Genomic DNA, 22,449 nt, shown 5'->3' on the forward strand with positions numbered 1-22,449 from the left:
TTTGTCGACTCGATTGCGGGCGCGCGAACCCGAGCACCGAATGCGCGGGTTCACTATAAATGCGGCTAAAGAGGTCGTCAGCCGCGCTCCGTTTCGTTCCGCGCACCGCCGACACCATTTAGCCGCCCATTTGGAAGGCGGAATACATGGAATCGATCGGCATCGTCGCTCCACAACGCATGCATTTCACCGAGCCGCTCGCGCTGCAAAGCGGCTCGACGCTCGCCGGCTACGACCTCATGGTCGAGACGTACGGCACGCTCAACGCCGCGCGCTCCAACGCCGTGCTGGTCTGCCACGCCCTGAATGCTTCGCACCACGTCGCGGGCGTCTACGCGGGCGAACCGAAGAACGTCGGCTGGTGGGACAACATGGTGGGGCCGGGCAAGCCGCTCGATACGAACCGCTTCTTCGTGATCGGGGTCAATAACCTCGGCTCGTGCTTCGGCTCGACGGGGCCGATGAGCCTCGATTCCGCGACCGGCAAACCCTACGGTGCGCGCTTCCCCGTCGTGACCGTAGAAGATTGGGTTCATGCGCAAGCGCGCGTGGCCGACGCTTTCGGCATCGAGCGCTTCGCCGCCGTCATGGGCGGCAGCCTCGGCGGCATGCAGGCGCTCGCCTGGACCCTCATGTATCCGGATCGCGTGGGCCATTGCATCGTCGTCGCCTCCACGCCGAAGCTTTCCGCGCAGAATATCGCGTTCAACGAAGTGGCGCGCTCGGCGATCCTGTCCGACCCGGATTTCCACGGCGGCGACTACTACGCCCATGGGGTCAAACCCAAGCGGGGCCTGCGCGTCGCGCGCATGATCGGCCACATCACCTACCTGTCCGACGACGACATGGCCACCAAGTTCGGCCGCGCACTGCGCCGGCCCGGCGCCACCGGCGGGGCCAGCAGCGCGACGGGCAGCCTCGCGGAGGACTATCGTTTCAGCTTCGACGTCGAGTTCGAGGTCGAATCGTACTTGCGCTATCAAGGCGACAAGTTCGCCGACTACTTCGATGCGAACACGTACCTCTTGATCACACGCGCGCTCGACTACTTCGATCCGGCCAAGGCGTTCGACGGCGATTTGACGGCCGCGCTCGCGCACTCGCGCGCCCAGTATCTGATCGCCAGCTTCACCACCGATTGGCGCTTCGCCCCGGCGCGCTCGCGCGAGCTCGTCAAGGCGCTGCTCGATCACAAGCGGCGGGTCACCTATGCGGAGATCGACGCACCGCACGGGCACGACGCCTTTCTGCTCGACGATGCGCGCTATCACAACGTCGTGCGCGCCTATTACGAACGTATCGCACAGGAGGTGAGCGCATGAATCAGGCCGCCATCGATTCGCTCTCGACGCGCTCGGATTTCCGAGCCATCTCCCGCTGGGTCGAGCCCAACGGCACCGTCCTCGATCTGGGCTGCGGCGACGGGAGCCTGCTCGCACTGCTCATCGAGGAGCTCGGCGTGACGGGGTACGGCATCGAAATCAACGATGCGGGCGTGCTCGCCTGCGTGCGGCAAGGCGTCAACGTGATCCAGCAAAATCTCGAAGACGGCCTGCGGCTATTCGAGGACGGCAGCTTCGACTTCGCCATCCTTTCCCAAACGCTGCAGACGATCCACCAAACCGCGGCGATCCTGCGCGAGACGGCGCGCGTCGGCAAAGAGTGCATCGTCTCGTTTCCGAACTTCGGCTACTGGCCGCATCGGCTGTCCGTGCTGCGCGGGCGCATGCCTGTCTCGAAGTCGCTGCCCTACCAGTGGCACAACACGCCGAACGTGCGCGTGCTCACGATTCGCGACTTCGAGGCGCTCGCACCGGAAGTGGGGATCGAAATCCTCGACCGCGTGGTGCTGCACGGCGGCCGCGTGGTCCGTTGGGGCGCGAACTGGCGTGGTAGTCTTGCGGTCTACCGCGTCAGGCGCAGCCCGAACGGGCCGACGCCCGGTTGAACGCGCCGCTCCGAAGAGGTTCGCCATCAAACGAGACATCCCGCCCCCGTCCCACGAAAGCGCCGCGCTGAGCGCTCACGAGGCGCATCCCGGCTGGCGCGCGTTTCTGAACCGGCACATGCTCATTTGCGTGTTTCTCGGCTTCACGTCGGGATTGCCGCTCTTCACGCTCGTCTATCTCGTGCAGGCATGGCTGCGCTCGGAAGGCGTCAACTTGAAGGAAATTGGCCTCTTCGCGCTGATTCAATTTCCGTATACGTGGAAGTTCGTTTGGGCGCCGCTGATGGACCGCTACGTCCCGAGGCTGCCGTTCTGGCGTCCGGGGCGTCGCCGCGGCTGGATGCTCTGCACGCAATTGCTGGTTGCCGGCGCGATCGCCTCGCTCGGATTCGTCTCGCCTCGCGACGCGATTTGGACCGTCGCCGCACTAACGACGCTGGTCGCGTTCTTCGGGGCGAGCCAGGACATCGTGATCGACGCCTACCGGCGCGAATTGCTCGCCGACACCGAGCAAGGGCTCGGCAACGCCGTGCATGTGAACGCCTACAAAGTCGCCGCGCTCGTGCCCGGCTCGCTGTCGTTGATCCTGTCCGACCACCTGCCTTGGACGGCCGTGTTCGTCGTCACCGGCGCATTCATGCTGCCCGGGATCGTGCTGACGCTGCTCGTGAGCGAGCCCGATGTGCATGGCGCGCCGCCGAAGAATTTGCGCGAAGCCATTACGTTCCCGCTCGCGGAGTTCGTCACGCGCGACGGGCTCAAGGCGGCCCTGCTCGTGCTCGCGTTCATCTTCCTGTACAAGCTCGGCGATACGATGGCGACGACGCTTTCGACCTCGTTCTTCCTCGACCTGGGCTTCAACAAGACGGAGATTGGCGTCATTGCGAAGACGACCGCGTTTTGGGCGAGCCTCGCGGGCGGCATCATCGGTGGCGCCTGGCTCGTGAAAATCGGCATCGCACGCGGGCTGTGGATCTTCGGGTTCCTGCAGATCGTCTCGACGCTCGGTTTCGCATGGCTCGCGAAAATCGGCCCCTCGCCGGCCGCGCTTGCGCTGATCTACGGCTTCGAAACGTTCGCGACGGGGCTCACGCTCGCGGCTTTCACCGCGTATATCGCGAGCACCACCGATCCGCGCTATACCGCCACGCAATTCGCGCTCTTCACGAGCCTTGCCTCGGTGCCTCGCACGCTGGCCTCGGCGGCGAGCGGATTCGTCGTCGCGAAGATAGGCTGGTTCGACTATTTCCTCGTGTGCGCCGTGCTGGCCGCCCCCGGGATGCTGCTATTGCCGAAGATCGCCCCGTGGCGGGAGCGCAGCTAGCCTCGCTATCGATCAATACGATTGCAATCGCTTCGAATTGGATTACATTCTTTCCGCAAGCGTAAAATCGATTCCATGCAATTCGATGCAAAACGTCTTATAGCTATCCGATAAATCGTTGCATGGAATCGAATACATACCCCTAGGCAATTGCATCATTTCGTCCTAGCGTTATTCGCTCGGTCTGATTTGGAAAAATTACGGCAATTGCCAGCAGAATCTACATCACAATGTCGCTCACGCCCTCGCCACACTGCGCAAGGCGCCTGAGGAACGACGCCCCATCGCTTCGCTCCTGAAAAAATTCAATCGAGCAGTCAATGTCATTACGCCGCTCACTCATGGCGTCGATGGCTTATTCGCGTCTTCAATGCGAAATGCGGTCCACGCTCATCACTTAACGACCTGAGAGGATCAAGATGAAGACTCAATTGAGGATGATTCGACGCATTCGTTTTTCCCGCCTTTCCCGCCTTTCCCGCCTTTCCCGCCTTTCCCGCCTTTCCCGCCTTTCCCGCCTTTCCCGCCTTTCCAGCCTTTCCAGCCTTTCCAGCCTTTCCAGCCTTTCCAGCCTTTCCAGCCTTTCCAGCCTTTCCAGCCCGTCCCGCCATCGCGCCGCCGCCGTCTTCGTCGCCGCCTCGCTGGCATGGCTGCCGTCGGCCCCACTCGGCGCGGCGACAAACCCGCCATCCACCCGAATCGATCTGCCCGCGGGCGCGATCGAAGGCGCCAAGAGCTCCATTCAAGGTGTCGAACTGCGGGTATTTCGAGGCATTCCTTACGCGGCGCCGCCCGTGGGGGAACTGCGCTGGAAGCCGCCGCAGCCGGTCAGCGCGTGGGCCGGCGTGCGCAGCGCAACCGAGTTCGGCGCACGTTGCATGCAATTACCGCTGTTTCAGATGGAATTTCGCTCGCGCAGCATGAGCGAGGACTGCCTTTTTTTGAACGTATGGACGCCGGCGCGCGCCTCCGGCGAGAAACTGCCCGTGCTCGTCTACTTCTATGGCGGCGGCTTCGCCGCAGGCGACAGCTCGGAGCCGCGCTACGACGGCGCAGCCCTCGCCGCGCGGGGCATGGTGACGGTAACGGTCAACTATCGCCTCGGCGTGTTCGGTTTCCTGGCACTGCCGGAAATGGCGCGCGAATCACCCCATGGCGCTGCCGGCAATTACGGGTTGCTGGACCAGCACGCCGCGCTGCGCTGGGTGCGCGAAAACATCGAGAAGTTCGGTGGCGATCCCGATAAGGTCACGATCGGCGGCGAGTCGGCCGGCTCGGTGGCCGTCAGCGCCCATATGGCGTCGCCGCTCTCGCGTGGGCTCTTCGCTCGCGCGCTCGGTCAAAGCGGCGCGGCCATGGGACCGCTCACGGTGTGGTCGCCCGACGATGCACGAACGGCAGCCGAGCACTTTCAAGAGAAGATGAAAGCGGCGTCGCTTGCCGCACTGCGGAGCATGCCGGCCGATGTCCTGCTCGCCGGCACGGGTCCCAAGGAAAAACCGGCGTTCCTCTTTTGGCCGTCGGTCGACGGCCGCTTTCTTACACAATCGCTGGAAGCAACCTATGAGGCGGGTTCGCAAGCGCGCGTGCCGCTGCTCGTCGGCAGCAACTCGCACGAAGCGCCGCACACGATGGTGCTCGACCAACATCCGCCCACCCCGCAACACTGGCGCGCCACGCTCAAGCGCATCTTCGGGCCATACGCCACCGATGTCCTCGCGCTCTACCCCGGCAACGACGACGACGAAGTGCGGCGCTCCGCCACCTCGCTTGCGAGCGACCTGTTCATCAGCCACGCCACGCGCCGCTGGGTCGATGCGCACCGGCAGACAGGCGGCTCGCCCGTGTACTTCTATTACTACACGCACAAGCGCCCGCAGAAACGCCACCCCGAAGCGGGGCAACTGCCCGAGGACGGCGCGGTGCACAGCGCCGAGATCAAGTACGCGCTCGGCACGCTGGGGTTGTCGAATCGCTTCGTGTGGCGACCGGAAGATCACGCCGTGTCGCGAATTTTCTCGGGCTACGTGGCGCACTTCGTGAAAACAGGCACGCCCAACGATCCGTCGCTGCCCAAGTGGCCCGCCTCGCGCGAGGAACGCGGCGGCCTGCTGCGTCAGCAGATCGCCGTGGAAACGAAAACGATCACCGATCTCGACGCGCCCCGGCATTCGCTTCTACGCCGCTATTTCGAGGCGAACCCGCAGTTGTACCGCGATCGCCGTCGATGAGCGGGAGCCGCCGGCGCCGCGGCGAGCCAGCCCTTGCCGCGGTTACACGAGGCTATGCGCGTAGTCGATCGTCAGTGGCGCATGATCGCTGAACTTGATGTCGCGAAAGATCGCGGCGCGCTGCGCCGTCTCGGCAACGCCCGCCGTGGCGATGTGGTAATCGATGCGCCACCCGACATTCTTGGCATACGCTTGGCCGCGATTGCTCCACCACGTGTACTGCTCCGGCCGCTGATCGAGCCGGCGGAACACATCGACGTATCCGACTTCATCGAATAACTGCGTGAGCCAGGCGCGCTCTTCCGGGAGGCAACCGGAGTTTTTCTGGTTGCTCTTCCAGTTCTTGATGTCGATTTCTTTGTGAACGATGTTCACGTCGCCGCAGACGATCACCTCGCGCTCTTTGCGCAGTGCGGCCAGATGCGGCATGAACTCGTCCATGAAGCGGAACTTCGCCTGCTGCCTGTCCTCGCCGCTGGAGCCGGACGGCACGTAGACCGAGACGACCGACAGTTTGCCGAAGCGCGCCTCGACGTAACGCCCCTCGGAGTCGAACTCCGTGCTGCCGAAACCGATGACGACATCGTCCGGTTCGTGCCGCGTGTACAGACCTGCGCCGCTATACCCCTTCTTCACCGCATGTTGGAAGTAGCCGGTGTAGCCGTGCGGCGCGAGAAATTCCGGCGTCATGTCGTCCTGCGAGCATTTGACCTCCTGCACGCAGACGATATCGGCATCTTGTTGGCCGAACCAATCGAAGAAACCTTTCTTAGCGGCCGAACGGATGCCGTTCAAGTTGGCCGTAATCACTCGCATCATGCGTCATCCTTGTCGTAGTCGAGTTCAACACGTGTGATCGTCGCTAAGCACTGGGCGCCGGGCGCTGAGCGGTTAAGCAATCGTGAGTCCCTTGAGCGACTCCTTCCCGGGCGGGTAGCGCAAGTCAAGGCTCTGGAACATGCGAAGCAGCAAAGCCGCCACCATCAGATTGCGATGCGGCTTCGAATCGGCCGGTACCACATACCACGGCGCGTGTTCGGTCGACGTCGCGGCGAGCGCCTCTTCGTAGGCAAGTTGATAGTCGTCCCAGTGCCTGCGCGCCTCGATATCGGCCAGGTCGAATTTCCAATGCTTCGTTTCGTCGTCGATGCGCGCCTGCAGGCGCTCGCGCTGCGCATCCTTCGAGATGTGCAGGAAGCATTTGAGGATGGCCGTGCCCGATTGAGCCATCAGCGTTTCGAAATGACGGATGTGCGCGTATCGGCGCTTCAGTTCGTCCGCATCGATTTCGCCGCGCACGCGCGGGACCAGCACGTCCTCGTAGTGGCTGCGATTGAAGATCGTCAGCTCGCCGGCGGCGGGCGCTTGTCGATGCACGCGCCAGAGGAAATCGTGCGCGGCTTCGTCCGGCGTCGGCACACGGAACGTGGCGATGCGCAGCCCAAGCGGATCGACCTCGTGGAAAACGGCGCGAATGGTGCCATCCTTGCCGCTCGTATCCATGCCCTGCAGCACGAGCAGCACGCGTTCTCGTCGCTGCGCGTGCAAGCGCTCCTGCATCTCGTCCAATTGCGCGGCGTACGCCATCAGGCGCTCTCGATCGGCCTGCTTGGACCCGGCCGAAAAAGGCTTGCCGGCCGGATCGAAATCGGCGAGCGAAAAAACCTTGCCGCCCTTATCCCCGTTGGAAAAAGGGACGCGAAAGTCGTCCAATTGCTTGCGCTTGGCCATATCGTTTCGTCCCTCTTCGTTAGGCTCGCTTTCCACGCGGGCGGCACGTCGGCGCATATCGCCGCCCGCGACGAATGCGCGGCGCGATCGTCAAGAAAGCTTCTTCTTGAGCAACTCGTTGACCTGCTGAGGATTCGCTTTGCCCTTGGTCGCCTTCATCGCTTGACCGATCAACGCATTGAAGGCCTTTTCCTTGCCGGCGCGAAATTCCTCGACCGATTTCTGGTTCGCCGCCAACACTTCGTCGATGATCGCTTCCAGCGCGCCGGTGTCCGAAATCTGCTTCAAGCCCTTCGCTTCGATGATGCGGTCGGCCGCGTCTTCATCGGTTGCTTTCTCGTCCCACATCGCGAGGAAGATCTCCTTGGCGATCTTGTTCGATATCGTACCGTCCGCGATCCGCTGCAAGACGAGTGCGAGTTGGGCGGCCGAAACGGGGCACGCATCCATGTCGAGACCATCTCGATTCAGTTGCGACGACACTTCGCCCATCAGCCAGTTGGCGGCGGCTTTCGCCTGCGCCGGGCCCGTCTTCCCCACCACCGCCTCGAAGTAGCCGGCCATGGCCTTGCTCGACGTGAGCACCGTGGCGTCGTAGGCCGTGAGGCCATATTGCTCGACGAAGCGTTGCTGCATCGACGCCGGCAATTCGGGCATCTGCGCCTTCACGCGCTCGATCCAAGCCGCGTCGACGACGAGCGGCATCAGATCGGGATCGGGAAAGTAGCGGTAGTCGTGCGCGTCTTCCTTGCTGCGCATCGAACGCGTCTCGCGGCGATCGGGGTCGTACAGGCGCGTCTCCTGCACGACCGTGCCGCCGTCCTCGATCAGCTCGATTTGGCGGCGCACTTCGTAGTGAATCGCCTCTTCGAGAAAACGGAACGAGTTCAGGTTCTTGATTTCGGCGCGCGTGCCGAATTCCTTTTGTCCGACCGGGCGCACAGAGACGTTCGCATCGCAGCGGAACGAGCCTTCCTGCATGTTGCCGTCGCAGATGCCGAGCCAGACCACGAGGGCGTGCAGCGACTTCGCATAGGCCACGGCTTCGGCGGCGCTGCGCATGTCGGGCTCGGTGACGATTTCGAGCAGCGGCGTACCGGCACGGTTCAGATCGATGCCGGTCATGCCGGCGAAATCTTCGTGCAGCGACTTACCGGCATCCTCTTCGAGATGGGCGCGCGTCAACTGGATCGTTTTCTCGTACGCCGCCGTGCCGGCTTTGTCGTTGGCCGGCACCGCGATCGTGATCGTGCCGCCTTGCACGACGGGGATCTCATACTGGCTGATCTGATAGCCCTTGGGCAGATCGGGATAGAAGTAATTCTTGCGGGCGAAGATGCTGCGCGGCGCGATGGTCGCGCCGATCGCGAGCCCGAAACGAATCGCGCGCTCGACGGCGCCCCGATTCATCACGGGCAGAACCCCCGGCAATGCCAGGTCGACCGGGCAAGCCTGCGTGTTGGGCTGCGCGCCGAAGCGCGTCGACGCGCCCGAGAAAATTTTGGAAACGGTAGACAGCTGCGCGTGCGTCTCGAGTCCGATGACGACTTCCCATTCCATGTTCATGCCCCCAGAGCGGCCGCTTGCGGCGTTTGGCGATGCCAGTGCGTCACGCGCTGGAACGCATCGGCGACCTGCAGCATGCGCGCTTCGTTGAAATAGTTGCCGATGATCTGCAGGCCGACCGGACGCTTCGCATTGCCGCCGGCGCCGAAACCGCACGGCACGCTCATTCCGGGCAAACCTGCCAAGCTCACCGAAAGCGTGTAGATATCGGCCAGGTACATCTGCACCGGATCGTCGCCCTTGGCGCCGAGGTCCCAGGCAACCGAAGGCGCGACCGGGCCCATGATGAAATCGCAAGCTTTGAAGGCTTCCTGAAAGTCCTGCGCGATGATGCGGCGGATCTTCTGCGCCTGCAGATAGTAAGCGTCGTAGTAGCCGTGCGAGAGCACATACGTGCCGACGAGGATGCGGCGCTTGACCTCGGGGCCGAACCCTTCCGCCCGCGATTTCTTGTACATGTCCAGTAGATCGCGGTACTCGCTCGCGCGATGGCCGTAGCGCACGCCGTCGAAGCGCGACAGATTCGACGACGCCTCGGCCGGCGCAATCACGTAGTAGACGGGAATCGAGAGCTCGGTTTTCGGCAGCGAGACGGGCACGAGGGTCGCGCCGAGCGCCTCGTACTCTTTGAGCGCCGCATCGACGGCCGCGCGCACGTCTTCGCTCAGCCCCGCGCCGAAATACTCGGCGGGCAAGCCGATGCGCAGGCCCGACAGCGGTTTGCCCGCCGGTGCGTCGGCGGCAAGCGGCTGCCCCAAGTAACGTGTGTAGTCTTCGTCGGCGCGCTGCAAGCTCGTCGAATCGCGCTCGTCGAAGCCGGCCATCGCGTTGAGCAAGAGCGCGCAATCGGCTGCACTTGCCGCCATCGGCCCGCCCTGATCGAGCGAGGAGGCAAACGCGATCATCCCGTAACGCGAGACGCGCCCATAGGTGGGTTTGATGCCCGTCACGCCAGAGAACGAAGCGGGCTGGCGAATCGAGCCGCCCGTGTCGGTCGCCGTCGCGGCGGGCGCGATGCGTGCGGCCACGGCGGCCGCCGAGCCGCCCGAGGAGCCGCCCGGCACCGCCTGCGCGTCCCACGGGTTGCGCACGGCGCCGAACGCCGAGTTCTCGTTGGACGATCCCATCGCGAACTCGTCCATATTGGTCTTGCCCAGCGTGACCATGCCCGCGCGAGCCAACCGCTCGACGACGGTCGCATCGAACGGGCTCTCGTAGTTCGCGAGCATTTTAGAGCCCGCCGTCGAATGCCAGCCGCGCGTCACGAAGACGTCCTTGTGGGCGACGGGCACGCCCGTGAGCGGGCCGCCCTCGCCCCGCGCGAGCCGCGCGTCGGCGGCGCGCGCCTGATCGAGCGTGCGCTCGGGCTCGACTTCGATGAACGCGTTCAGATCGCGCGCCGCTTCGATCCGCTTCAAATACAACTGCGCGAGTTCGACGGCCGAAATCGCTTTGCCGGCGAGCGCACTCGCGAGCTCGCTCAAACTTTTCTCGTACATGTCGTTAACTTTTTCCGTAAGTCATGCGGCCGAAGACGGTTACTCGATCACCTTGGGGACCAAATACAGCCCGTCCTGCGTGGCGGGCGCGCAGCGTTGGTTGGCTTCGCGCTCGACGGTTTCCGTGACGGCGTCTTCGCGCAGCCGCAACGCGACGTCCTCGATCTGCTCGATCGGGTGCGCGAGCGGCGCAATGCCGGAGGTATCGACGGCCTGCATCTGCTCGACGAGTCCGAAAAACTCGTTGAGCTGAGCAAGCGTGTGCTCGCGGTCGGCATCGGCCAATTCGAGCCGCGCGAGGTGGGCGATGCGTGTCACATCGGTCAGGGTCAAAGCCATGCGTCTCACCGGGATCTAGAGCACGGCGCAACGCGGAAAAAACTGTGTTGCGCCGCGGGGTTAGGGCATCGGACCGCGCCCTCGGACATGGGGGCTGGAACGGCAAAAAGGACCGCCCGTTTACTACAAATAGGTCGAAATTATAAGGTATCATTACGCGTTCGAACCAAACCCGGACCGGCCCCGTAGCGGCCACTAGGCGCCTTGACGCTGAGCCGCCGCCTCCCGTGCCGCAGCCTCCGGTCGAATTCTTTGCAGCTTCGCGCTCGCGTGGCGGCGCTCGAACGGCAGCCGCTCAGAACCCGAAGCTTTTATTTTTTCCGCCGCCGCGCGGCGCCTTGAGGGCGAAGCGAGGCCTCTCCCGCGAGACAGGATTTCATGTTCGGCTTTTTGCGCAGCTACTTCTCCAACGACCTGGCCATCGATCTCGGCACCGCCAACACACTGATCTACATGCGCGGCAAAGGCATCGTGCTCGATGAGCCGTCGGTCGTGTCGATTCGTCAAGAAGGCGGCCCCAACGGCAAGAAAACCATTCAGGCAGTCGGCCGCGAGGCCAAGCAAATGCTCGGCAAGGTGCCGGGTAACATCGAAGCGATTCGCCCGATGAAAGACGGCGTCATTGCCGATTTCACGGTCACCGAGCAGATGATCAAGCAGTTCATCAAGACGGCTCATGAATCGCGCATGTTTTCGCCGTCGCCGCGCATCATCATCTGCGTGCCCTGCGGCTCGACGCAAGTGGAGCGCCGCGCGATCAAGGAAGCGGCGCACGGCGCCGGCGCCTCGCAGGTCTATCTGATCGAGGAGCCGATGGCGGCCGCGATCGGCGCGGGCCTGCCGGTGTCCGAAGCGACGGGCTCGATGGTCGTCGATATCGGCGGCGGCACGACCGAAGTCGGCGTGATCTCGCTCGGCGGCATCGTCTATAAGGGCTCGGTGCGCGTCGGTGGCGACAAGTTCGACGAAGCGATCGTCAATTACATCCGCCGCAATTACGGCATGTTGATCGGCGAGCAAACGGCCGAAGCCATCAAGAAGGAAATCGGCTCCGCGTTCCCGGGCTCGGAAGTCAAGGAGATGGAAGTGAAGGGGCGCAATCTGTCGGAAGGCATCCCGCGCAGCTTCACCATTTCGAGCAACGAAATTCTCGAAGCGCTCACCGATCCGCTCAATCAAATCGTCTCCTCGGTCAAGATCGCGCTCGAACAAACGCCGCCCGAACTGGGCGCCGACATCGCCGAACGCGGCATGATGCTCACGGGCGGCGGCGCGCTGTTGCGCGATCTGGACCGCTTGCTCGCCGAGGAAACCGGCCTGCCCGTGCTCGTCGCCGAGGATCCGCTCACCTGCGTCGTGCGCGGATCCGGCATGGCGCTCGAGCGCATGGACAAACTCGGCAGCATTTTCTCGTACGAGTGACGTTGCACGTGAAAGCGGCGCCGCGCTCGTTCGCCCTCGATCGAGCGCCGGTGCGCACCTTGCCGACACCCGCAAACGTTCACGCTCTCGGCGTCGACCATGGAATACAGTCCGCCGCCTCTTTTTAAGCAAGGTCCGTCCGCGCTTGCGCGGCTCATCTTCTTTGTCGTTCTCGCACTGGTGCTGCTCGTCTCCGACGCGCGCTTCAAGACGCTCGAAGTCGTGCGCGCCGTGCTCGACGCAGGGCTCTACCCCTTGCAGCGCGCGGCGCTGTTGCCGCGCGATCTCGCGCTTGGCGCCGCGCAGTTCGCGGTCACGAACAACACGTTGCGCAGCGAAAATCGAACGCTCGCCGCCAAGAACCTCGAACTCTCGCTCACGGCGAACCAAGTCGCTACGCTCAGCGCCGAGAACGCGCATCTGCGCGCGCTCCTCGATCTGTCGCGCAACGCTTCCACGCAGTCCATTCCCGCCGAAGTGCAGTACGGCATGCGCGATCCTTTCACGCAGAAGGTCGTGATCGGTCGCGGGTCTCAGCAAGGCGTGCAGAACGGCTCGCCTGTCGTCAGCGAGGACGGCATGATCGGGCAAGTCACGCGCGTGTTTCCGATGCAATCCGAAGTCACGTTGCTGACGGACAAGGACGAGGCCGTGCCCGTCGAAGTCGTGCGCACCGGATTGCGCAGTATCGTCTACGGCACGGCCGCCGGCGACACGCTCGAACTGCATTTCGTGCCGATCAGCGCCGACGTCGTCGCCGGCGACGAACTCGTGACGAGCGGCCTGGACGGCGTCTATCCGCAGGGGTTGCCCGTCGCCAAGGTCGTACGCGTCGACAAGCAAGCCGACACGGCGTTCGCGCGCGTCGTCTGCGTCCCCGTGGCCGCCGTGCGCGGTGCGCGCGACGTGCTCGTGCTGCACTATCGCAACGACGCACCGCCCCGTCCCGAAGAACCCGCAGCGCCGCCGAAAGATGCCAGGGCCAAGAAGGGCGGGAAGACGGCCGAGAAGTCAGCCGAGAAGTCAGCCGAGAAGCCGGCGGCCGACGCGAAAGCCCCCGGCGCACCGGCTGCGCGCACCGCATCGGGAGCCGCGCGATGAATCGTCCGCAGTACATCTTGCTGCCGGTGAATCCGTACTTCATCGCGTTTAGCCTCGCCGCGGCGTTCTTGCTGAACTTGATGCCGTGGGGCCGGTTGATCGGCATTCCCGATTTCGTCGCGCTGGTGCTGCTGTTTTGGAACGTTCATCAGCCGCGTAAAGTGGGGATGGGCATCGCATTCTTCCTCGGGTTGCTGATGGACGTCCACGATGCGAGCTTGCTCGGCGAGCACGCGCTCGCCTACACGCTGCTCTCGTACGGCGCCATCACCATTCATCGGCGCGTCCTATGGATGCCGCGCGGCCTGCAAGTTTTCGCGGTCGCGCCGCTGCTCGTCGTCGCGCAACTCGTGCCGTTCGTCACGCGCTTGCTGACGGGCGCGCCGTTCCCAGGTTGGGGCCAACTCGTGCATGGCTTCGTCGAAGCCGCGCTCTGGCCGCTCGCCTGCTCGCTGCTTCTCATGCCGCAGCGTCGCCCGGCCGATCCGGACGACACGCGGCCCATCTGAGCGGGCTGTCCGCCGACGCATGACCGAATTCAAAAACACCCAGCAGCAGCTCATGAGGTTCCGCTTCCGCGTAGCGGCGGCGGGGCTGTTCGTGCTCGTCTGCTTCGGGTTGCTCGTGCTGCGCTTTCTGTTCCTGCAGGTGTGGCACTACAGCAAGTATTCGCTGCAAGCCGACGAGAACCGCATTTCGGTCGCGCCGATCGTGCCCAATCGCGGCATCATCACCGATCGCAACGGCGTGGTGCTCGCTCGCAACTATTCGGCCTATACGCTCGAAATCACGCCGTCCAAGCTCGACGACTCGCTCGATCACGTCATCGATAAGCTCTCCTCGGTCATCACGATCGATGCGCGCGATCGCCGCCGCTTCAAGAAGCTGCTCGAAGATTCGAAGAACTTCGAAAGCCTGCCGATCCGCACGCGCTTGACCGACGAAGAAGTCGCGCGCTTCACGGCGCAGCGCTTCCGCTTTCCGGGCGTGGATGTGCGCGCGCGGCTGTTTCGCCAATATCCGCTCGGCACCACCGCGGCGCACGTGATTGGCTACATCGGGCGCATTTCGCAACGCGATCAGGAAAAGATCGACGCGACCAGCGAGCAGAACGACAGCGACCCCGATCATTACGATCCGCGGCTGGATGCGAACAACTACAAGGGCACCGACTACATCGGCAAGATCGGCGTCGAGCAGAGCTACGAGGCCGAGCTTCACGGGCTGACGGGGTTCGAGGAAGTCGAAGTGACGGCGGGCGGGCGGCCCGTGCGCACACTCTCGCGCACGCAGGCCACGCCCGGCAACAATCTCGTGCTCTCGCTCGATATCGGCGTGCAGGAAGTGGCGGAACAGGCGTTCGCGGGCCACCGCGGCGCGCTCGTGGCCATCGAACCCGCGACGGGCGATGTCCTCGCCTTCGTTTCCGCACCGAGCTTCGACCCCAATGCGTTCGTCGACGGCATCGATCAGCAGACGTGGGACGAACTGAACAATTCGCCCGATCACCCGCTGTTGAACCGGCCATTGCACAGCGCCTATCCGCCGGGCTCGACCTACAAGCCCTTCATGGCGCTCGCCGCGCTCACGCTGCATAAGCGCACACCCGAGTGGGGCTTCCACGATCCGGGCTTTTACACGTTCGGCGGACACACGTTCCGCAACGACGTGCCGCAAGGCCAGGGGTGGATCGACATGAACCGCGCGATCATGGTGTCGAACGACACCTACTTTTATATGCTCGCGCATGATCTGGGCGTCAACGCGATCGCCAATTTCATGAAGCCGTGGGGCTTCGGGCAGATCACCGGCATCGACATCGCCGGCGAGGCGCGCGGCATTCTGCCTTCGACCGAATGGAAGAAAAAGGCCTATCGCAAGCCCGAGCAGCAGCGTTGGTACGAAGGCGAGACGATCAGCCTGGGCATCGGCCAAGGGTATAACTCGTTCACGATGCTGCAGCTCGCACACGCGACGGCGACGCTCGCCAACGATGGCGTCGTCATGCGCCCCCATCTAGTCAAGGAAATCGAGAACCCGATCACGCGCGAGATGCGGCTGACGGTGCCGCATGAAAGCGCCCGCATCGCCGTGAGCCAAGCCGATATCGACGTCGTCAAGCGCGGCATGGTGAACGTGACGAGCAACCCGTCCGGCACCGGCTACGAAGTGTTTCGCAACGCACCCTATACTGTGGCGGGCAAGACCGGCACGGCGCAGGTGTTTTCGTTGCAAGGCGCCAAGTATCACGGCGGCGCGCTGGCCGAGCATCTGCGCGACCACTCGCTGTTCATCGCCTTTGCGCCGGCGGATCATCCGGTCATCGCCGTCGCCACGATCGTCGAAAACGGCGGCTGGGGCGCGAGCGTGGCCGGCCCGATCGTGCGGCGCGTGCTCGACTACTACCTGCTTCAACGCGGCAAGCCCGGCGTGTTGCAAGCCGCCGTTTCGGCGGCCGCCTCGGCCACGCAGGGCGCCGCCGGCCCGGTCATCGGCGCGACGGATGCCGAGGGCTCCACGCCTAGCGTGAAGGTGGCCGCCGGGTTCAAAGCCCTGCCGCCGCCCGTGTTGCCGGCCTCGGCGCCGCAAGATGCGTCGGCGCCGCTGATCGCTACCGATGTCGTCGCCGCCGAGCGCGCTGCGGCAGGGCAAGCCGGTTCGGCTGCCTCGGCCGCGAACGCCGCCGATACCCTCCCTCGCAGCGCCAGCGATAGCGCGACGAGCGCCGCAGCCTCGCGCTCGAAGGCATCGGCGCCGCCCGCCTCGGCCGCCGAAGCGATTCGCCGGCTGCATCGGGCCGCGCCGTCAGGCGCCGCGGCGCACAGCGCGCCCGGCTCGCCGCACAAGCGGCCCGCGTCGTCCGACGAACCCGCGAGCGCCGCGCTCACCGCGCCGCGCGAGCATCGCCCGGGGGCGAGCGCGGCTACGCCGGACGGTTCCGGCCCCAACGATTAACGGAGAAAGGCATGCCCAACGACAAGCGCGCCTGGCTCGAACGCATCAAGAAGATGTTCGTCGGGTTCGATCGTCCGCTCGCACTGACGGTTTTCCTGCTGCTGTGCGTCGGCATCGTCACGCTATATAGCGCGAGCATCGACGTGCCTGGGCGGGTCGAGGACCAGTTGCGCAACATCGTGCTCACGTTCGTGCTGATGTGGGCGCTCGCAACCGTCCCGCCGACCACGCTGATGCGCTTTGCCGTGCCGCTGTATACGTTCGGTGTGGCGTTGCTCGTGGCCGTCGCCGTGTTCGGCATCACGAAGAAAGGCGCAAAGCGTTGGATCAACGTCGGCGTCGTGATTCAGCCGTCGGAAATTTTGAAGATCGCCACGCCGCTGATGTTGGCGTGGTACTACCAACGCCGGGAAAGCTCGATTCGCTGGTACGACTTCGTCGTCGGCTTCGCCATCTTATTGCTGCCGGTGGGGCTCATCGCGAAGCAGCCCGATCTGGGCACGGCCGTGCTCGTGTTCGCGGCGGGCCTATTCGTCATCTACTTCGCCGGGCTTTCGTTCAAGCTGATCGTGCCCGTGCTGATCGCGGCCGTCATCGGCATCGCGTCGGTGGCGACGTTCCAAGACAAGATCTGCCAGCCGCAAGTGCAGTGGCCGCTGATGCACGACTACCAGAAGCATCGCATTTGCACGCTGCTCGATCCGACATCCGATCCGCTCGGCAAGGGCTTTCATACGATTCAAGCGGTGATCGCCATCGGCTCGGGCGGGCCGCTCGGCAAGGGCTGGCTCAAGGGGACGCAGGCGCACCTCGATTTCATTCCCGAAAAGCACACCGACTTCATTTTCGCGGTGTTCGCGGAAGAATTCGGGCTCGTCGGCGAACTCGTGCTGCTGACGCTGTACGTGGCGTTGATCGCGCGGGGCCTCTTTATCGCGGCCAACGGTGCGACGCTGTTCGGCCGGCTGCTCGCAGGCTCGCTCACCATGGCCTTTTTCACCTACGCGTTCGTCAATGTCGGCATGGTGAGCGGGATCTTGCCCGTCGTCGGCGTGCCGCTGCCCTTCATGAGCTACGGCGGAACGGCGCTGACGACGCTCGGCACCGCGGTCGGCCTCATCATGAGCATCGGCCGGCAAAAGCGCTTGATGAAGAGCTAGGGCCGAGGGGCTGCTCGCGCTCATCGCAGGGCTCGCGAGCGAGCCCCGGCTTCACGTCACTTCGCTTTCTGCTGTTTGTTCTGCTCCCTGAGCTCTCGGCTCAGTTCCTGGAACTTGAGCTTCGCAGCCGGGTCGCCCTGGGCCGCGGCGGCCGCGTAATAGGCGCGCGCCACGTTCAGGTTGCGCTTGACGCCGTCGCCGCCGCGCTCGTAGAACGAACCGGCCACGTACTGTGCGGTCATGTCGCCACCCTCGGCCGCCTTTTCATACCAGAAGAACGCCCGCGCGTTGTTGCGGGGCGTGCCGCGACCGTCGAGAAATTGATTGGCGAGCGCAAGCTCGGCCTGCACGTGGCCTTGTTGCGCCGCCTTCAAAAACCATCGATGCGCTTCGGCCGGATCGCGAGCGACGAACTCGCCGTCGTCGTACATCCGTCCGTAGACGTACTGAGCGTGCGACATGTTCGCGTCGGCGGCCTTGCGCAGCCATTTGCGGCCCTCTTCCACATTGGCCGCCGCGCCCTCGCCGTTGAGCAGCATCATCGCGTAGTTGAATTGCGCCAACCGATCGCCTCGCTCGGCCGCCGCGCGAAATTCTGCGAGCGCCGCCGGCAGGTTGCCGGCGTTGTAGTCGGCCACGGCCGTCTGCGTTTGCGCACCGCCGTTTGCAGGCGGCTGCGTTGGCGCTTGCGCCGCACTTTGCGCGGCTGCGCCGCACGCGATGGACCACGCCGACGCGCCGCATACGAGCAGCGACAGCGTGCGCGCCATGATCGTTCGTTGTTTCACGATCTCACCTCCTGCAATGCCGAGCGCGTCGCGCGGACGAGCCACATAATGTCCGCGGCAAGCGCGATGACACGAAAGCCGGCTTCGCGATACTGCCGAGCGAGCGCGACGTCCAGCGCAAAAATGCCTGCCGGGATGCCGGCGCGGCCCGCGGCCTCGACGATACGCGCGATGGCGGCCTGCACTTGCGGATGCTTCGAGTCGCCAAGATGACCGAGGCTTGCCGCCAAATCGGCTGGGCCCACGAACAAGCAATCGACGCCGGGCGTCGCGGCGATGGCCTCCACCTGCTCCAACGCGCGCGCCGATTCGATTTGCACGATCGTGGCGATCTGCGTATTGGCGCTTTGCACGTAATCGCGGCGCGCACCGAATGCGGCCGCGCGCACGACGCCCGCGACGCCGCGCAGTCCATCGGGGGCGGCGGCATCCGGATAGCGCGTCAGGCGCACCGCGTGCGCCGCTTGCTCGGCCGATTCGATGTTCGGGAACATCAGCGTGCGCGCACCCGCATCGAGCACGCGCTTGACGAGCCACCCTTCGCTCGCGGGCACGCGCACGATCGGCTCCGTGGGCAAATGCGCCGCGGCGATCGCCCGCAATTGCGCCGTTACGTCAGCCGAATCGTTCGGCGCATGCTCCATGTCGATGCACAGCCAGTCGAAGCCGGCATGCGCGAGCGCTTCGGCCGCATCCGCGCTGGCAAGCGAGAGCCAGAGCCCATACAACGGCTGGCCGTCGTCTTCCTTCAAACGCTGTTTCAGGGGGTTGGTGAACGCGCTCATCGGTTTGCTCCACGCCTACGCCTCGCAGGCAAGGAACGACGTGAGCTCGCAGATGCGGCGCCCGGCATGTCTCGCTCCTTGGGGACGTCTATCGGCCGGACGCGTCGCTGCGCATAAAACCGGCTCTGCCTCGATCATACCCTGACAATAAGCGGCCTCAGTGCGATGCTGCACGAGGGTTCGGGCGGCAAGGAACGGGTTCGCACCCGAGCGGCGACGCGACGCCACGAAGGCCGCCGCGGCCGGCTGCGACAACCCGCATCATTCGGCAGGGCGCACGACGTCTGCCCAGCAGTTCGGCGTTTCGTAGAGGCGGACTTGATGCAGCCGCAGATCGATGCCGTAATGCACGTCGTAGACTTGCGCCAGCGTCTCGAAGGCGATCGCGGCCAGGTTTTCGACGGTCGGCACGCGATCGATGACGACGGTCTTGTGATCCGGCATCGATTGCAGGAATTCGCGCACGCGCGTATCGCCCTCGAATACGATGAACGCGTGATCCCAGCGGCTCACGATGTGCTCCATGGCGAGCGATTTGACATCGGCGAAGTCCATCACCATGCCGCGATCCGGGGCGCCTTCCGTTTCCACCACCTTGCCGCGCAGTGTGATTTCGAGCACGTACCGATGGCCGTGCAAGTTGCGGCACTGGCTGCGGTGGTCGGGAATGCGGTGGCCCGCGTCGAATTCGAGTTTTCGGGTAATCGTCAGCACGGCGAATCAGGGAATGTTCAGATACTTGTGGGTCTGCATCGACAGGCGCCAGCGCGGATGGCGCTTGCACCAGTCTATCGCCAGGCGCGTATTCATCTCGCGCGATGGGCCGTCCATCGGCTGCACGAGAAAGTAGTCGAAGTCGAGTTCGGCATAGTCGGCAAGCCGTTGATTATCCTGCGGCACGACAACCTTGAGCTCGTTGCCCTTCGTGACGACGAGCGGCGCGTCGGCCTTGGGGCTCACGCAGATCCAATCGATCGATTCGAGCACGGGCAGCGAGCCGTTCGTTTCGATCGCCACCTCGAAGCCGGCGGCATGCAAGGCGGCCACGAGCGGCTCGTCCATCTGCAGCATGGGTTCGCCCCCGGTGCAGACCACGAAGCGCTGCGCCTCGCCTTCCGGCCACAGCGATGCAATGAGGTCGACGAGCGCACCGGCGTCCCGATACTTGCCGCCATTCTCCCCGTCCGTGCCGACGAAATCGGTATCGCAAAAGCGGCATACCGCGCTTTCACGGTCCTCTTCGCGGCCCGACCACAGGTTGCAACCGGCGAACCGGCAAAACACGGCGGGCCGGCCCGCATTCGCACCTTCGCCCTGCAACGTGTAGAAAATCTCTTTGACCGCGTACGTCATGCTGCGCTCGATTCGTCCAACTTGGTTGCTCCGCGGCGCACCGGTGCAAAAACACCGAGCCGCGTTCTGCCGTTACGCCGGCTGCGTCACCTTTTCGCCGGCGAGAAATGCCTCGTAACCGCGCTTGCGCAAACGGCAGGCCGGGCACTCGCCGCAGCCGAAGCCCCATTGATGCAATTCGGCGCGCTCGCCAACGTAACACGTATGCGTCTCGACGCGCACCAGTTCGACGAGCGCGTCGCCGCCCAACTCGCGAGCGAGCCGCCACGTGTCGGCCTTGTCGAGCCACATCAGCGGCGTCTCGACCAAAAAGCGGCTGTCCATCCCCAAATTGAGCGCAACTTGCAGCGCCTTCATCGTGTCGTCCCGGCAGTCGGGGTAGCCCGAGAAATCGGTCTCGCACATACCGCCGACGAGCACCGACAGCCCACGGCGATACGCGATCGCCGCGCCGATCGTCATGAACATCAGGTTGCGGCCGGGCACGAAGGTATTGGGCAAACCGTTCGCCGCGGATTCGATCTGAATCTCGCGCGTCATCGCCGTCTCGCTGATCGCGCCCAGCACGGACAAATCGATCATGTGGTCGTCGCCCAGGCGCGCTGCCCAGGCCGGAAATTCCCGCATGATCGCCTGACGCACGCCGTCGCGGCACTCGAGTTCGACGCGATGACGCTGGCCGTAGTCGAAACCCAGCGTCTCGACCGTCTCATAGCGCTCGAGCGCCCAAGCAAGGCATGTGGTCGAATCCTGACCGCCCGAAAACAACACGAGCGCGCCATGCTTCGCGTCTGTCCGAATCACCGTGATAACTCCGTCGACGTGATCAAAAATGGCTGCGCGTGGCGTGCGCCCACGTTGCGGCGCTGCACCGCCGGTGCCACCGCGCGGCACTTGGCAAGTATATGCCCCGCCCCGGCGAGCCGGGCTGCGCCCCGCTTATACCGTGCAGCAGCGCCGACGGGGTTCGGGCTCGGAATCCGGCTCGGATACGGGCTCGGAATCGCCGCCCCACCGGACCACGATCGAACCTGCCGCTTCGTCGCCATGAGAAAAACCCCAAGAACCTTGCGATTCTTGGGGTTGGATACTGCTGGTGGCCTGGGGCGGAATCGAACCACCGACACGCGGATTTTCAATCCGCTGCTCTACCAACTGAGCTACCGGGCCACGAAGAAGCGAGAGTATAGCAAGGAGTTTCGCCTCGCTCAAGACTTTCTTCCGATGCGTTCGCACAACATGGGGAAGGTCCGCTCGTCGGCGGCCGAGGAACCCTATTCATCCGGCTTTGGAATCGGGCAGCGCAAAACCGCCCAGTAATCCTGAGCGTCGACCCGAGTTTCGGCAGGCCCGCTTGCCGAAACTCAGACGGCTTTCATTGGGTAGGAAGAACTTGATCTCGGAGGGTCATCGATGGCGCTTCCCGACTAATGACCCTGGCTCGCTCGACGAGGAGCTGGTCTTGCGCATTCGGCGCGTTGGTATTCTGCTGAGACGCCGCAATCACTTCATTGGCGAAATCGAGCAGCGCGCCATCCCGGTCCAACCTAGCGCGATGTAGCGGTCCCGATTCCGGAAAGGGGGTTGAATCCCTATACAGGTACAGGATCGTCGCATAACCATCCAATGCTTCCACTAGATTTTGGAGACCTTCTCCCCCGGACTCAGACGCCGCGGCTATCACATTCGCATAACTTGACTTGAGATAGCCGGGTATCGACGATTCGGGTTGGGCCCGGATCAGTTTTGCCTCGGTTTGGGCGCACGCTTTTAGCTTCTGCGCCGCTGCCTTCACGGCCGGAACATTTTCTATCGCCGATGTCGCGGACAGCGCCGGTGCGGACGGCGCTTGAATATTAGGGGCTATCGTGATGCCGGGCTCCTTAGGCGGTAACGACTTTCGATCGAAGTCGTCGCCTTCGATTTTCTCCAGCAAAGCGCCGCCGCCCACAGCTGCCACCCCTATGAGGGTGACCTTCGCCGCGGTGCTATGGAGGAAAGACCTTCGAGTCGGGCCAACAGCCTGAGGTGCTCCAGCGGGAGGTGAGGACCAGGGGGGAAGCCCTGCGTCTTGCCCAGCGGGAGGCAAGGACCAGGCGGGGTACCCTGCGTCCTGTCCAGCGGGAGGCGAGGACCAGGCGGGATGCCCTGCGTCCTGTCCAGCGGGAGGCGAGGGCCAGGCGGGATGCCCTGCGTCCTGTCCAGCGGGAGGCGAGGGCCAGGCGGGATGCCCTGCGTCCTGTCCAG

General features: G+C 64.2%; 21 protein-coding genes and 1 tRNA gene. 9 read left to right on the top strand and 13 right to left on the bottom strand.

Going from position 1 to position 22,449, the window contains the following annotated elements; all coding sequences use genetic code 11:
- Positions 1–146: 146 nt before the first annotated feature.
- The 3 genes from MMB74_RS05665 to MMB74_RS05675 are packed head-to-tail and all read left to right on the top strand — an operon-like array spanning position 147 to position 3,272.
- Positions 147–1,322 (top strand): homoserine O-acetyltransferase, encoded by a 1,176-nt coding sequence (locus tag MMB74_RS05665; RefSeq protein ID WP_277427617.1) that lies wholly within the window; start codon positions 147–149, stop codon positions 1,320–1,322.
- Positions 1,319–1,948, top strand: a complete 630-nt coding sequence (gene metW / locus MMB74_RS05670) for a methionine biosynthesis protein MetW (protein WP_277427618.1) — start codon at positions 1,319–1,321, stop codon at positions 1,946–1,948. The genes MMB74_RS05665 and metW overlap by 4 nt, the downstream gene beginning before the upstream one ends.
- Positions 1,949–1,985: 37 nt before the next feature.
- The gene (locus MMB74_RS05675; RefSeq protein ID WP_277427732.1) at positions 1,986–3,272 is read left to right on the top strand and encodes an AmpG family muropeptide MFS transporter; all 1,287 of its coding nucleotides are present in this window, start codon (positions 1,986–1,988) and stop codon (positions 3,270–3,272) included.
- A 427-nt stretch (positions 3,273–3,699) separates the two neighbouring features.
- Here MMB74_RS05675 and MMB74_RS05680 read toward each other — a convergent pair whose 3' ends face one another.
- On the bottom strand, positions 3,700–4,014 hold the full coding sequence (locus MMB74_RS05680; RefSeq protein ID WP_277427743.1) for a hypothetical protein: 315 nt from the start codon (positions 4,012–4,014) through the stop codon (positions 3,700–3,702).
- Between MMB74_RS05680 and MMB74_RS05685 the strand changes: the two genes are divergently transcribed.
- A complete protein-coding gene (locus MMB74_RS05685) occupies positions 4,013–5,503 on the top strand; it encodes a carboxylesterase family protein (RefSeq protein ID WP_277427733.1) in 1,491 nt (496 codons plus the stop codon). The two genes, MMB74_RS05680 and MMB74_RS05685, sit on opposite strands and share 2 nt — an antisense overlap.
- Positions 5,504–5,545: 42 nt before the next feature.
- On the opposite strand, the gene MMB74_RS05690 is transcribed toward MMB74_RS05685, so the two are convergent.
- The 5 genes from MMB74_RS05690 to gatC all read right to left on the bottom strand — a co-directional run bounded on the left by MMB74_RS05690 (position 5,546) and on the right by gatC (position 10,638).
- Positions 5,546–6,322 (bottom strand): exodeoxyribonuclease III, encoded by a 777-nt coding sequence (locus MMB74_RS05690; RefSeq protein ID WP_277427619.1) that lies wholly within the window; start codon positions 6,320–6,322, stop codon positions 5,546–5,548.
- A 72-nt stretch (positions 6,323–6,394) separates the two neighbouring features.
- Positions 6,395–7,234, bottom strand: coding sequence for a PPK2 family polyphosphate kinase (locus MMB74_RS05695; RefSeq protein ID WP_277427620.1), 840 nt, complete (start codon positions 7,232–7,234; stop codon positions 6,395–6,397).
- Positions 7,235–7,324: 90 nt separating this feature from the next.
- Complete coding sequence (gene gatB / locus MMB74_RS05700) at positions 7,325–8,800, bottom strand: Asp-tRNA(Asn)/Glu-tRNA(Gln) amidotransferase subunit GatB (protein WP_277427621.1); 1,476 nt, start codon at positions 8,798–8,800, stop codon at positions 7,325–7,327.
- On the bottom strand, positions 8,797–10,299 hold the full coding sequence (gene gatA, locus MMB74_RS05705) for an Asp-tRNA(Asn)/Glu-tRNA(Gln) amidotransferase subunit GatA (RefSeq protein ID WP_277427622.1): 1,503 nt from the start codon (positions 10,297–10,299) through the stop codon (positions 8,797–8,799). Before gatA ends, gatB begins: the two co-directional genes overlap by 4 nt.
- Positions 10,300–10,338: 39 nt before the next feature.
- Positions 10,339–10,638, bottom strand: coding sequence for an Asp-tRNA(Asn)/Glu-tRNA(Gln) amidotransferase subunit GatC (gatC, locus tag MMB74_RS05710; protein WP_277427623.1), 300 nt, complete (start codon positions 10,636–10,638; stop codon positions 10,339–10,341).
- A gap of 378 nt (positions 10,639–11,016) precedes the next feature.
- Here gatC and MMB74_RS05715 point away from each other — a divergent pair, with 378 nt between their 5' ends.
- From MMB74_RS05715 to rodA, 5 genes are all read left to right on the top strand, one after another.
- Positions 11,017–12,060 (top strand): rod shape-determining protein, encoded by a 1,044-nt coding sequence (locus MMB74_RS05715; protein WP_017772379.1) that lies wholly within the window; start codon positions 11,017–11,019, stop codon positions 12,058–12,060.
- Between the two features lie 99 nt (positions 12,061–12,159).
- Entirely contained in the window at positions 12,160–13,161 is a 1,002-nt protein-coding gene (gene mreC, locus MMB74_RS05720) for a rod shape-determining protein MreC (RefSeq protein WP_277427624.1), read from the top strand.
- A complete protein-coding gene (gene mreD, locus MMB74_RS05725; RefSeq protein ID WP_277427625.1) occupies positions 13,158–13,670 on the top strand; it encodes a rod shape-determining protein MreD in 513 nt (170 codons plus the stop codon). Before mreC ends, mreD begins: the two co-directional genes overlap by 4 nt.
- A 19-nt stretch (positions 13,671–13,689) precedes the next feature.
- Positions 13,690–16,116 (top strand): penicillin-binding protein 2, encoded by a 2,427-nt coding sequence (gene mrdA / locus MMB74_RS05730; protein WP_277427626.1) that lies wholly within the window; start codon positions 13,690–13,692, stop codon positions 16,114–16,116.
- An 11-nt stretch (positions 16,117–16,127) separates the two neighbouring features.
- Positions 16,128–17,276, top strand: coding sequence for a rod shape-determining protein RodA (gene rodA, locus MMB74_RS05735; RefSeq protein ID WP_277427627.1), 1,149 nt, complete (start codon positions 16,128–16,130; stop codon positions 17,274–17,276).
- Positions 17,277–17,332: 56 nt separating this feature from the next.
- On the opposite strand, the gene MMB74_RS05740 is transcribed toward rodA, so the two are convergent.
- The 7 genes from MMB74_RS05740 to MMB74_RS05770 form a co-directional block, all read right to left on the bottom strand.
- Positions 17,333–18,064: a tetratricopeptide repeat protein gene (locus tag MMB74_RS05740; protein ID WP_277427628.1), complete on the bottom strand. Its 732-nt coding sequence runs from the start codon at positions 18,062–18,064 to the stop codon at positions 17,333–17,335.
- On the bottom strand, positions 18,061–18,849 hold the full coding sequence (locus MMB74_RS05745) for an aldolase/citrate lyase family protein (protein WP_277427629.1): 789 nt from the start codon (positions 18,847–18,849) through the stop codon (positions 18,061–18,063). The genes MMB74_RS05740 and MMB74_RS05745 overlap by 4 nt, the downstream gene beginning before the upstream one ends.
- Positions 18,850–19,110: 261 nt before the next feature.
- A complete protein-coding gene (gene queD, locus MMB74_RS05750) occupies positions 19,111–19,560 on the bottom strand; it encodes a 6-carboxytetrahydropterin synthase QueD (protein ID WP_277427734.1) in 450 nt (149 codons plus the stop codon).
- Positions 19,561–19,569: 9 nt separating this feature from the next.
- Positions 19,570–20,202: a 7-carboxy-7-deazaguanine synthase gene (queE, locus tag MMB74_RS05755; protein WP_277427630.1), complete on the bottom strand. Its 633-nt coding sequence runs from the start codon at positions 20,200–20,202 to the stop codon at positions 19,570–19,572.
- Between the two features lie 72 nt (positions 20,203–20,274).
- Entirely contained in the window at positions 20,275–21,006 is a 732-nt protein-coding gene (gene queC, locus MMB74_RS05760) for a 7-cyano-7-deazaguanine synthase QueC (RefSeq protein WP_277427631.1), read from the bottom strand.
- 290 nt (positions 21,007–21,296) lie between these two features.
- A tRNA-Phe gene (locus tag MMB74_RS05765) sits at positions 21,297–21,372 on the bottom strand.
- A 205-nt stretch (positions 21,373–21,577) separates the two neighbouring features.
- The gene (locus MMB74_RS05770) at positions 21,578–22,138 is read right to left on the bottom strand and encodes a hypothetical protein (RefSeq protein WP_277427632.1); all 561 of its coding nucleotides are present in this window, start codon (positions 22,136–22,138) and stop codon (positions 21,578–21,580) included.
- Positions 22,139–22,449: the final 311 nt, after the last annotated feature.

Origin of the sequence: Trinickia sp. Y13 (assembly GCF_029522115.1) — a bacterium.
In the GTDB taxonomy this organism is placed as follows: Bacteria; Pseudomonadota; Gammaproteobacteria; order Burkholderiales; family Burkholderiaceae; genus Trinickia.